The sequence below is a fragment of the Candidatus Poriferisodalis sp. genome, from assembly GCF_965208895.1.
Lineage (GTDB): Bacteria > Actinomycetota > Acidimicrobiia > Acidimicrobiales > Poriferisodalaceae > Poriferisodalis.
In genome coordinates this window covers 2,596,666-2,607,542 of the sequence record NZ_OZ242363.1, presented here as the reverse complement: position 1 = coordinate 2,607,542, position 10,877 = coordinate 2,596,666, and the positions used below count along the sequence as shown (strand labels likewise).

Sequence of the window (10,877 nt, the reverse complement as noted above, 5' to 3'; positions counted from 1 at the left end):
GCGCCGCCACAGGAGTGAGCAGCACAGATCACACCAGCACAGTCTCGAACGACCGGTACGAGCGGCGCGAGCTGCTGCAACCAGGTGCCGTCGAGACGTGGTCCGGTCTGGATCGCACGCTCAATCGGCCCGTCACCATCCGCCGCGCGACGGCTGACAGCGAGATCGGTCATCGGCTGCGCCTGCAGGCCAAGGCACTCGCGCGGGTGGAACACCACGGCCTGCTCCACATCCTCGACACCTACGACGACGCGAACCATTTCGCGATCGTCACCGAGCAGCTGCCCACGAGGATGCTCATCGACGAGATCACCTCGGCGGGCCCCGACACCAGGCGACTCGCTGCGACCGAGGCAATCCGCATCGTCATCGCGGTCACCGAGGCGCTGGCGGTCCTGCACAGCGCGGGCTTTGCTCACGGAGGGGTCGACGCCGACTACATCGGATGGCGAGCCGAAGTGGGATGGGTCATTCTCAACGGCCCGCCGACCGACGACGCCGTCACGATTCCCGCCACACGGCGAGCCGACCTGGCGTCAATCGCTGTGCTCGCGCACCGGCTCCTCGCCGGAGCTGCGCCCAAGCGCCGGCCCGATGGGACTTGGGAGCTCGATCACGTTGTGCCCGATGTCGTCGCGCCAGTGCTGGCGCGGGCCATCAGCGCGTCTGATCCCTGGCCCGATGTCCCGTCGATGCTGCTCGCGCTGCGTTCTGTCGTGGACGAGTTGCCAGCAACCGACGGCGACCGCCCCGATCGCAGGTCGGTATGGCAAGCCGAAGGGCACTGGTTGGCGCCAGTCGGCGTCTTGCTGGCCGCAGCCGCAACGCTGGTCGGCGTCGCACTGGTCATCGAGCAGCCGTCTGAACCCGAGACCGACGCGCCACCCGACGCCGAGACTCGCGCCCCCGTCACGGGGACCCCGACGCTGGTCACGGTGGATCCGCCTGCTACCGCGACCACCGCGCCACGCGCCACGCCGACCACACCGCCGGCACCGACGACGACCCAGGTTCGTCGCGCGCCGCTCCTGCTCGAGTCCATCACCGACTTCGATCCCGCTGGTGACGACCGCGTCGAGCATCCCGAACGCCTCATCTTCATCAACGACGGCGACCCGACGACCGGGTGGAGCACGGCGCGCTACAACTCCCGCGATTTCGGCGGGCTCAAGGACGGTGTTGGGCTCATCGTCGTGCTCGGCGGCGACGAGCCCCAACCGGTGGATCGCCTCGTGATCGATTCTCCCACCGTGGGGTGGGCCTTCGAGGTGTACGCATCTCGCGAGCGCAATCGCACGTTGATCGACTGGGGCAGCCCCGTCGCGATCACGCAGGACATCACCGGATCGACAACGCTGGATGTGCCAACCACCGACGCCGCCGCCCTGCTCGTGTGGATCACCGATCTCGGCAACGAACTGCCCAACGGCGGCCACCGGGTGACCATTTCGCGGATTGAAGTCAGCACCACGCTCGGCGGCGCCGTCGAAGCACCGCCCAGCACCGATGCCGTGACGCGCTAAGCGGTTGAGCCGACAGGCGAAGCCGTGGCCCGTGCGGCCCGTGAGCGACAGCGAACAAGAGCGGGAAACAACTGGTGCGACAGCGGGAAGGTTCACCTATCCGCGCGGCCTCTCGGGACTGCGCCGCCCGTCGCCTTCGCTGCGGGATGGCCCTGTCTCGTAGGCTTCCGCCGATGGTTATGAAGCGGGGGCGACGCCGTCCGCCCGAGAATCCACCCGAGGGAGCTGACGACAGCGTCGATGCAGCGGTCGCTCGCTTCGTCGACTTGGTCGAGGCCGTCCGCGCACGCACGACCGGACCGCTGCTCACCGCCGCTCGCGCCGTCGTGTACGGCCTCGTCATCATGACCGCAGCCGTCGCTGTCGTGGTGCTCATCGCAATTGCCGCCATCCGGGCACTCGACATCGCGGTGCCCGGTGACGTGTGGTCGGCGCACCTGATCGCGGCAGGCGTGTTCGGCGGTGCCGGAGCATGGGCGTGGTCCAAGCGTCGCCCGCGTACCGCGAGCGGGACATGAACGGCTCCGGCGGCACTGAGCCCGATGATGCCGCCCCATGCGGCACTGGGTCCGATGATGCCGCCCCATGCGGCACTGAGCCCCGCGACGTCATCATCGTCGGGAGCGGTCCGGCTGGTCTCACTGCCGCTATCTACACCGCACGGGCGAACCTGGCGCCCCTCGTCATCGAAGGTGAGCCCTCCTCCACGAGCGATCAGCCTGGAGGCCAGCTCATGCTGACCACCGACGTGGAGAACTACCCCGGATTCCCCGACGGCGTCATGGGTCCCGATCTCATGGTCAACTTCCGCGCCCAGGCGGAGCGCTTCGGCGCCGAATTCGTGACTGCCAAAGCCACGAGCGTGGATTTTAGCGAACGACCGTTCTCGGTCTGGGTCGGCGACGAGTGCTACCGGAGCCGAACCGTCATCGTCTCGACCGGCGCGCAGAGCCTGATGCTGGGGCTGCCCGACGAGGAGCGCTTGATCGGCCACGGGGTGTCGACATGTGCCACCTGTGACGGTTTCTTCTTCCGCGGCCAAGAAATCGCAGTGGTCGGAGGCGGCGACAGCGCACTCGAAGAAGCCATGTTCTTGACCCGATTCGCATCCAAGGTGTACGTCGTACATCGGCGCGACCAGTTGCGGGCCTCCAAGATCATGCAGGACCGGGCACTCGCCAACGACCGGATCGAATTCCTGTGGAATCGACAGGTGGTGGAAATCCGGGGCGATGACAAGCTCGAAGGCGTCATGCTCATCGACACCGAGACCCAGGAGCGTTCGGCGCTGGACGTGACCGGCCTGTTCATCGCGATCGGCCACCGACCGAACACGGAGCTGTTCGCCGACTGGCTCGATCGCAAGCCCAATGGTTATCTCATGACCGATGCCGGCAGCGCCCGTACGAACATCGAGGGCGTCTTCGCTTGCGGTGATGTACAAGACGACTACTACCGCCAAGCAGTGACAGCGGCCGGCTCAGGGTGCCAGGCGGCCATTGACGCCGAGCGCTGGCTCGAGGCCCAAGGCCACTGAGGCCCCCACACGCTGAGCCGCCATTGGGCGAGATCGCAGCGGTAACCTCGCGACAACCACGAGATGAGGAGCCAGCGATGGCCGAAGGCATTTCCACCTTGGATGACAGCACGTTCGACGAGACCGTCGGGAGTGCTGACAGCCCGGTGCTGGTGGATTTCTGGGCCGAGTGGTGCGGACCGTGCAAGATGATCGCCCCCATTCTTGAGGAGATCGCCTCGGAGCACGACAACATCCGCATCGCGAAGGTCAACGTCGACGAGAGTCCCGACTTGGCTATGCGCTACCAGGTGATGAGCATTCCCACGCTCATCATGTTCCAAGACGGCGAACCGGCGAAACGCCTCGTCGGCGCGAAGCCAAAGAGCGCCTTGCTCGCGGAGATCGGCGAATTCCTCTGATCCGACCGTTCGGCATCGGCGCGGCAGGTCCGCACGTTCGAGACCTGCAGCACCGCCTGAGCGCAACCGGCCACTGGCATGGCCCCATCACCGGACTCTTCGACTCGGCGACTGCCGAAGCCGTCACGTCATTCCAGGCGCAGCGATCGATCGATGTCGACGGCATCTGCGGTCCCGAGACCTGGTCGCTGCTGATCGAGGCAGGGCAGCGGCTGGGCGACCGCCTGCTGTACTTGCGCACACCGAACCTTCGGGGTGACGACGTCGCCGAGGTCCAACGGATGCTCAGCACCTTGGGTTTCTCCCTCGGCCGCATCGACGGGATCTGGGGTCCGCTCACCGCGGCGGCACTCGCCGACTTCCAGGTGAACGTGGGCCTCGGCGGTGACGGCGTCTGCGGCGGCCGCACCGTGGCGACGCTGCAGCGCTTGGTGCGACCGCTCGGTGACGCGTCGGTGGTTGCCCACATCACCGAACGCCAGCGCCTCGAATCCGCAAGCGGGCAGCTGGCTGGACATCGCATCGCGGTGGGTGAAGCCGGCGGACTCGAACCCGTGACCGCCTCGGTGCGGCGCGAGATCGGGCGCAATGGCGCCGACGTGCTTACCGTTCATCATCCGGACTGGTCGACGCAAGCCGCGCAGGTCAACCGCTTCGGCGCAGCCGTCTACATCGGTTTCGAGGTGAAGCCCGCCGCGCCGTCGGTCAGCTACTTCCAGGGCCGTCACTTTGTGAGCCGCGCAGGTCGCAAGCTCGCAGCCGATATTGCCGGCAAGCTCGAACCAATGTTCGGTGCCATCCCGACCAACGGCATGGGGCTGCCAATGCTGCGCGAGAGCGCCATGCCCGCGGTGCTGTGCCGGTTTGAGCGCATTGACGCTCTGCTCGCTCGCAGCCGGGAGGTGGCCGACGTGGTTGCCGGCTCGACACGCGACCTGCTCGCCGACGATCCCGCTGTCTGACCACCGGTTCCAGCAATCGCGTGCTTCTCCCCAAGTTGTCCACAGTTAGTGGACAACAAGTTCAGATTGAGGCTGCGAGCACCGGCTGGCAGGCTTGTTGGACGCAAGGTTTAGGTTTGTGCGCGTGCAGCGCTCAACCTTCGATGAATACTTGAATGTTGGTGCTCAGCGCCTCGTAGAGCCGATCGAGATCGTCCATATCGGCAAATCTGATGACAATCTGCCCCCCGCGACGCCCGATCTGCACCTCGACCGAGGTCGCCAGGGCATCGGCGAGGGCGGATTCGACTTCCAACACCGCTGCTGGACGATCTGTGCCAGCAGACCGCACATCGGCGACCTCATCGCTCGGCGACGCCGGTGACGGCTCGCGCTCGGTCTCGGGTTCGACACTGAGGGACCGAACCGCATCCTCGACCGTGCGAACCGACCATCCTTCGTCTACGGCTCGCTCGGCCAGCACTTCAAGCTCGATGAGATCTTCGCAGCCGAGCAGCGCACGGGCGTGGCCGGCCGAGAGCCCTCCATCCATGAGATAGCGCTGCACCGTCAGCGGCAACGACAGGAGACGGAGCGAGTTGGTGACCGCTGCGCGGCTGCGGCCCATGCGGCGTCCCAATTCATCATGGGTGACGCCGAAATCATCGATCAGTTGGCGATACGCCGCCGCTTCCTCCAGCGGGTTGAGATCTGCCCGATGAACGTTCTCGATGAGGGCATGAGTAAGGCTCGACTCGTCATCGACAGCTCGAACGACGACCGGAATCGTGTCCAACCCGGCGCTGCGCGCCGCTCGCCAGCGGCGCTCGCCCGCAATGATCTCAAATTGCCCGACAATGCCCGTCTCGCGTACGACGATCGGCTGCAACACCCCGATCTGGCGAATCGAATTTGCAAGAGCCTCGAGGGCCGCAGCATCGAAGTGCTGCCGGGGCTGCAACGGATTGACTTCGACTGCCGACAGGGGCACTTCGCGGTAGGCCGATTGGCCGGTGGGAATCAGTGCACCGAGTCCCCGTCCGAGTCCTCGCTGAGCCTTCATGTGGCTGCTCCTTCGAGGCTCTGCGGCGTAGCGAACTCCCCCGCTGCAGCGTGGTTCGTCGCCTCCCGAGGTTGCGCAGGCTGGTGTGGATCGCCGCGCTCATGGATCTCCCGGGCGAGCTCCTGGTACGCCACGGCGCCGCGGCTGTTCGGTGCGTACACCGTCACCGGCTGACCCACGCTGGGGGCTTCAGACAGGCGCACGGTCCGCGGGATCACCACTCGGCACACACGCTCGCCGAAGTGCCGCCGCACATCGGCGACCACTTCAGCGGCGAGCCGAGTCCTAGCGTCGTGCATGACCATGACGATGGCAGTGATGACGAGAGCAGGATTCAGGCCTTCGCGCACCATTTCCACATTGTGCAAGAGCTGGCCGAGGCCTTCGAGTGCGTAGTACTCACACTGGACCGGCACCAAGACCTCAACTGCCGCGCTGAGTGCATTGATGGTCAGCAGGCCGAGCGACGGAGGGCAGTCGATGAAGATGTAGTCATAGCCGTCAGCGATCGAGGCGAGCGCATGCCGGAGCTTCAACTCGCGACTGAAGGCAGTCACGAGTTCGATCTCCGCGCCAGACATCTCCAACCGTGCGGGTGCGACGGCAAAGTTCTCAATGTTCGTCGCTCGGATGCAGTCGGTGATCTCGGCCGAGCCGAGCAGTACCTGGTACATCGAGATTTCGAAGGCTCGCGGGTCGATGCCAGCTCCAGTTGCCGCGTTGCCTTGCGGGTCCATGTCAACGAGCAGGGTCTTCTGACCGGTGTCGGCGAGAGCCGCACACAGATTGACGGCTGTCGTGGTCTTGCCGACACCGCCCTTCTGGTTCGTCACCGCGATGATCCGACCCATGCAGCCTCCATCCACTGACAACTGATGATCAGGCGATTGGATTTCAGCGTACGCCAGTCGCGGCCCGACGCGAGATCCGTTTTTTTGGCAATGTTTCACGTGAAACACCTGAGATACGGTGTCTCGCGCCATGTCAACAGCGGACGCCGACCTGCTCGCCGTGCTGGGCCACAGTCAATTCCAGGGTTTTCTGGGCCCGGGTGATCTCCTGACCCACGTCGATCACGCACGAGCCCACGATGCAGCCGCTCGTCCGATGCCCGGTCAACGCTGGTGCGATCTCGGCAGCGGCGGGGGAGTGCCGGGACTAGTGATCGCCCTCGCTCGACCCGACGTAGAGTTCGTGCTGCTGGATCGGTCCCGACGGCGGGTCGACTTCCTCGAGACCGCTGTTCACGACCTCGAACTCGCGAGTCACGTCGCTGTCGCGCTCGGGGATGTCGCGGATATCGCTCATCTTCCCGCGCATCGTCATTCCTACGATGGCGTTGTGAGCCGAGCATTCGGACCCCCAGCTGCGGTCGCCGAATGCAGTGCCGGCCTGCTGAAACCTCGCGGCAAGCTCATCGTCAGCGAGCCACCCGGAAACGACGAGACGCGCTGGCCGGCGGAGCCACTTGCCCGGATCGGCATGCGCTTCGTGCAGATGATCGGTCACGCACCCACGTTCGCGGAGATCGTGCGCCAAACATCACAAGACTCGGCATATCCCCGAACCTGGAAGCAGATCCGGAAACACCCGCTCTATTGAGCTGGATGGATCGGTGTGCGGGACTAGCCCTCGTCCGCCGGACTCGAGGGCACCAGCACCACACGACGGCGCGGTTCATCGCCGACCGAGATGGTGTCGACGCCATCGATGTCATTGATGGTGTCGTGCACCACCTTCCGATCAGCCGCATTCATCGGCTCGAGCCCGCGTTCGGTCCCACGCTCCAGCACGGCTCCAGCGAGCTCACGAACGTATGCCTCGAGCGCCTCTCGTCGTCGCTGCCGATAGCCGCCGACATCCACCCGGACCCGCGCGCGGCGAATACCCGGCAGCCTGCGCTGGAGCATGGTCTTCGCGACCTCCTGGAGCGCAACCACATGACGGCCACGCGGGCCGATGAGCAGGCCCAGCGCCTCGTTCTCGCCTTCAAGATTGATCTCGAAGCTGTCGTCATCTGCAGCGACCGGCACAGCCTTGGCATCGATGCCGAAGGCGGCAACCAAGCCGTCCAGGAACTCCTGCACCATGGTCTGCTGTTCTGCTGTCGTTGTCTCGCCTGTCATCTATCTCTCCTCTGATCGGACCATTCTCACCGAGCCGTCGACTGGCACGCACCCGGTTCCGGGTAGAACTGGGCGCAATACGCTCGGTACTTCGTCACTTCGCCGTCGGAACGAACCAGTCGCGGTCGCGGCACGTACTGCTTGCGGCTCCAGATGACCACATCCTGCTTGACGTCGTGAACCTGCAGGCTCGAAACGATCTTGTTCATGACGGGTGCTCGCATCTGCCGCGGCAGAAAGGCCAAGCCGGCGATGGGACGCTTCGGACTTCGTATCTCGCGAACCTGCGAAACGATGGACAAATCGATCAGCGTGCCGTCCACCGGTGTGGCCAATACCCACAGCCGGGCATCCATGCCAATCGTGAGTTCGGTGAATTCGACATACGAGTAGCCCAGCCCACTGAGGTTCGCGACTGCCTCCACCTCGAGGTGCATCCCGACAACCTTGGCGATCTTGCGGTCGGTCGAGAACCCGAATCGGCTCTCGAGATACGGGCCATCGATAGTGACTGGCGTCTCGTTTGTCACATTGCCGTAACCGTGGACATAGCTCAGGTGCGCAATGTCGACGGAGTTCTCGCTCGTCTCCTGGGGATGGCCGGGGAACTGCAGCGTCCGGACCTCGATATCGCTCCACCCAGCGCCTGCGGGCGGCGCGTCGGGAAGCTGCCATTGTGGCGGGCGCCCGTCCAGGCCCCACCAGGCGAACAGCATCCCGTTGATCTCACACGTTTCGAACACGCTCAACGTTGCAGAGCGGCCAGGGGCTGCCGACGACGGGGTGGCGACACATTGGCCATCGACGTCATATTCGAAGCCATGAAACGGACAGACGAGTCGGCCATTGACGACTCGCCCCCCAGCATCTGGACCCAGCTGCGACCCCAAGTGAGGACACAGTGACTCACCCACGCAGATCTGGCCACGCTCGTCGCACCAGATGACAATGTTCTCGCCCATCCACGTCTTGGAGATGAGCTTCGACCGCTCGACCGCGCGCCGAGTCGCCAAGAAGTACCAACCCTCGGGGAACGGTAGCAGCGAACATCTGTACGCTAGCCCCTTCGGTCCGGTCGGCACGGCTCCACTCACCTCACCCGAAGCCAACGGTCGTGTCTTGCTCAGCAGCCTTGGGCTCCGGCAGGATAACTGTTTCGTCACGTTCGCCGAACCGGAAGGCTTGTATCCTTGCCGACATCGCGAGCAACACGTATGCCCCAAGACCCTCCTCCCGGGATGTCTAGCCCAACCGTCGGTTCGGCGGCACCGGCAGTCATACCGACGCTCAGCCTTCCCGAAGAACTCATTCTGATGCTCCTCAATGAGGAGACCGGCTACTTCCACCAGGTTCCGGGATGGCATCTGAACTGTGCCATGGCGGGTGCCGCGCTCGCCGAATTGTCTCTGCAGGCTCGCATCGACACCGACATGGAGCATTTGATCCTGCTCGACAAGACCCCAACCGGTGATCCTGTCTTGGACTTCGCGCTTCACCATCTCACTGCCGACGGGGAACCGAAGGACGCCCAGTATTGGGTCGAACGGCTAGCGCCCTACGCAGAGATCATCATCGACCTTGCGCTGGACCGGCTGACCAATGCCGGCATGCTCGAATACCACGATGGCAACTTCTGGACGCTGACGACGGCTGTCCGTCACGGTGACTACATCGTCGACGGCGACCATGACACCGCCGTCGAGTTTATCAAAACTCGCATCGGAAAATCAATATTTGGCGCAAAGATACCAAGTCCCCGCGACGTCATCATCATCGGTCTCGCAAGCACCTGTGAGGTCCTGAGATTCATCTTCGAAATCGACGACGACGCCGAAGACCGGATACAGCTCCTGCGCCAGATGGATCTGATCGGTCAGGCTATCGCCAACGCAGTCGCACACAATCTTGCTGGTCCCTCGCTCCGTCACGCCGCATTCACTAAGCAAATCCCGGCCGTGCCGCTGCGTCGGCTCATCTTCAATCGCCATGCGCTTCGAGGTAATCTGCCAGCGTACTTCGCCGAACTCCAGCAGCACTTAGGACCCATCTACCACATTAAACCACCGCTCAAGATGTTCCCTGACATGTATGTCTTGGCAGGTCCCAAGACTAACCGATGGGTCCATCGCTACGGCCGGATGTACCTGCGCTCACGCGACTATTTCCGAGGCATCGAAGCCGCGTATCACGCATCTGGCCTGCTACCGGCGTTGGATGGCGCTGAGCATTTTCGTATGCGTAAAGCCTTGCGCTCCAGCTATTCACGGGCAAATCTCGAGCGACAGATGAGCAAGGTATATGCCGACGCAAAGGCCCATATTGCAGCTTGGAGTGAAGGCGACACGTTCAAGCTCGTGGAGATGTGCCATCACTACTCCAACGCGCAGCTTTCGCCATTGCTCGTCAGCGTTGATTCGCAGGACGTGGTCGATGACATCATTGCGTACAAGCAGCGTGCACTCAGCACACACGTAGCGAGAGTATTGCCTCGGTTCTTGCTTCGAACGCCCGGAATGAAGCGAAAGGCGAAATCCATCGACCTCGTCGTCGATAGGATCCAACGCTCCCATACTTCAGGCCAGCGCACCGGATGTCCGCGAGACCACGCAGACGACTTACTCGCTCTTCACAACAGCGACCCGATTTTCCTGCCGGAATCGAATCTGAAATTCGCGCTATCGGCGCCGGTACTCGCTGCGATGTATGTCGGCGATGAACTCAGCTTTATCTTGCATGCCCTCATGACGCATCCTGATCTGTATCGTCGTGTCCAAGCAGAAGCCGATGCCGTCTTCGGAAATCCCGAGCCTAGATGGGACCTGCTGGACTCCGACGAAGTCGACGTCACCCAACGCTTCTTCAAAGAGTGTCTGCGTCTGTATCCGACGATCCCAGGGTCGATTCGCACGGTAATGAACTCATGTGTAGTCGAAGACTACGCACTTCCCATCGGCGCACGAGTATTCGTTGCCACGACAGCGTCTCACTACTTGGACGACGTCTTTCCCGATCCGTATACCTTCGACATCGATCGCTACCTGCCCGAACGTGGCGAGCATCGTTCGCCGGGCTACGCACCATTCGGACTGGGCACCCACAACTGCCTCGGTCAGCGACTCGTCGAGCTGCAGCTGGTCTCGAGTGTGCTGCTGCTGGCTCACTGCTTCACCTTCGAGCTGAAGAAGCCTGAGCGCAAGCTGAGTATCAGCCCCTTCCCGTCGTTGTCGCCGGCGAAGCGGATCAAGGTGGTCATCAAGGAGCGGCGGCACAAGCTGGCCATCTGAGG

The 10,877-nt window shown here is 63.6% G+C and carries 11 protein-coding genes and 1 pseudogene; 7 read left to right on the top strand and 5 right to left on the bottom strand.

The features are described 5' to 3' along the window. The first annotated feature begins 14 nt into the window (after nt 1-14). The 5 genes from ACOGJB_RS11770 (at nt 15) to ACOGJB_RS11750 (ending at nt 4,423) form a co-directional block, all read left to right on the top strand. Nucleotides 15-1,523: a hypothetical protein gene (locus ACOGJB_RS11770; RefSeq protein ID WP_419837317.1), complete on the top strand. Its 1,509-nt coding sequence runs from the start codon at nt 15-17 to the stop codon at nt 1,521-1,523. Between the two features lie 173 nt (nt 1,524-1,696). Beyond that, complete coding sequence (locus ACOGJB_RS11765) at nt 1,697-2,041, top strand: hypothetical protein (RefSeq protein WP_419837316.1); 345 nt, start codon at nt 1,697-1,699, stop codon at nt 2,039-2,041. Further along, the gene (trxB, locus tag ACOGJB_RS11760) at nt 1,996-3,060 is read left to right on the top strand and encodes a thioredoxin-disulfide reductase (protein WP_419837315.1); all 1,065 of its coding nucleotides are present in this window, start codon (nt 1,996-1,998) and stop codon (nt 3,058-3,060) included. Before ACOGJB_RS11765 ends, trxB begins: the two co-directional genes overlap by 46 nt. Before the next feature lie 77 nt (nt 3,061-3,137). After that, a complete protein-coding gene (gene trxA / locus ACOGJB_RS11755) occupies nt 3,138-3,461 on the top strand; it encodes a thioredoxin (RefSeq protein WP_419837314.1) in 324 nt (107 codons plus the stop codon). Next, a complete protein-coding gene (locus ACOGJB_RS11750) occupies nt 3,452-4,423 on the top strand; it encodes a peptidoglycan-binding protein (RefSeq protein WP_419840729.1) in 972 nt (323 codons plus the stop codon). The genes trxA and ACOGJB_RS11750 overlap by 10 nt, the downstream gene beginning before the upstream one ends. Before the next feature lie 133 nt (nt 4,424-4,556). On the opposite strand, the gene ACOGJB_RS11745 is transcribed toward ACOGJB_RS11750, so the two are convergent. Both ACOGJB_RS11745 and ACOGJB_RS11740 read right to left on the bottom strand, forming a co-directional pair. After that, nucleotides 4,557-5,465 carry a ParB/RepB/Spo0J family partition protein gene (locus ACOGJB_RS11745; protein ID WP_419837313.1) on the bottom strand — a complete coding sequence of 303 codons (909 nt, stop codon included), beginning with the start codon at nt 5,463-5,465 and terminating at the stop codon, nt 4,557-4,559. Continuing rightward, nucleotides 5,462-6,316, bottom strand: coding sequence for a ParA family protein (locus ACOGJB_RS11740; protein ID WP_419837312.1), 855 nt, complete (start codon nt 6,314-6,316; stop codon nt 5,462-5,464). The genes ACOGJB_RS11745 and ACOGJB_RS11740 overlap by 4 nt, the downstream gene beginning before the upstream one ends. A 130-nt stretch (nt 6,317-6,446) precedes the next feature. On the opposite strand from ACOGJB_RS11740, the gene ACOGJB_RS11735 reads away from it, so the two are divergent. Continuing rightward, nucleotides 6,447-7,067, top strand: a complete 621-nt coding sequence (locus ACOGJB_RS11735; RefSeq protein ID WP_419837311.1) for a 16S rRNA (guanine(527)-N(7))-methyltransferase RsmG — start codon at nt 6,447-6,449, stop codon at nt 7,065-7,067. Nucleotides 7,068-7,090: 23 nt separating this feature from the next. Here ACOGJB_RS11735 and ACOGJB_RS11730 read toward each other — a convergent pair whose 3' ends face one another. From ACOGJB_RS11730 to ACOGJB_RS11720, 3 genes and pseudogenes are all read right to left on the bottom strand, one after another. After that, on the bottom strand, nt 7,091-7,591 hold the full coding sequence (locus tag ACOGJB_RS11730; RefSeq protein ID WP_419837310.1) for a protein jag: 501 nt from the start codon (nt 7,589-7,591) through the stop codon (nt 7,091-7,093). 26 nt (nt 7,592-7,617) lie between these two features. Then, nucleotides 7,618-8,334, bottom strand: a complete 717-nt coding sequence (locus tag ACOGJB_RS11725) for a hypothetical protein (RefSeq protein WP_419840728.1) — start codon at nt 8,332-8,334, stop codon at nt 7,618-7,620. Between the two features lie 39 nt (nt 8,335-8,373). Next, a pseudogene (locus tag ACOGJB_RS11720) lies at nt 8,374-8,673 on the bottom strand (Rieske 2Fe-2S domain-containing protein); the annotation flags it as partial. Between the two features lie 156 nt (nt 8,674-8,829). Here ACOGJB_RS11720 and ACOGJB_RS11715 point away from each other — a divergent pair. After that, nucleotides 8,830-10,875, top strand: a complete 2,046-nt coding sequence (locus ACOGJB_RS11715; RefSeq protein ID WP_419837309.1) for a cytochrome P450 — start codon at nt 8,830-8,832, stop codon at nt 10,873-10,875. The last annotated feature ends 2 nt before the right edge of the window (nt 10,876-10,877 follow it).